This is a genomic window from Belnapia sp. AC561, from assembly GCF_979252845.1.
The window spans coordinates 1-388 of record NZ_CEEDBP010000125.1 but is presented as its reverse complement, the minus strand read 5'-3'; the positions used below and the strand labels follow the sequence as shown (position 1 = coordinate 388).

The window sequence follows — 388 nt, the reverse complement described above, 5'->3', positions numbered from 1 at the left end:
GACGCGACACATCGTTGTGCACGATGCCGCTTTCGATCGGTGGTACGCCGCTCAGAATGCACTCATATAACGGCCGCGAGAGTGCCGGCAGTTCGCATTCGAGCTTGTACAGCGCTGCGCGCCCAGCGCCGCAGTAAGCCTGCAAGTGCCCCATGGCATGTTCGGCCACGCCGTAGTTGAGGCCGTCGAGCAACACCAGAATGACGTTGTGTTTCATGTGCTATTCCACCGTTGGAAAGGCGTGCCTCAGTCCTTGTGGGAGCGGCTTAAGCCGCGATGCTGTTGCGCTTGAAAAGCATCGCGGCTAAAGCCGCTCCTACAGGGGCGAGCGTCGGAGAGTGGGGTTTTATCGCAGTTCATCGACCATGCTGGCAGTCACGCTCAGTAC

The 388-nt window shown here is 59.3% G+C and carries 1 protein-coding gene; it reads right to left on the bottom strand.

The annotated features are described in order from the left end of the window. On the bottom strand, window positions 1-217 hold a 217-nt coding region (locus AC0IW9_RS30415), incomplete at its 3' end, for an alkaline phosphatase family protein (RefSeq protein ID WP_471652042.1). Window positions 218-388: the final 171 nt, after the last annotated feature.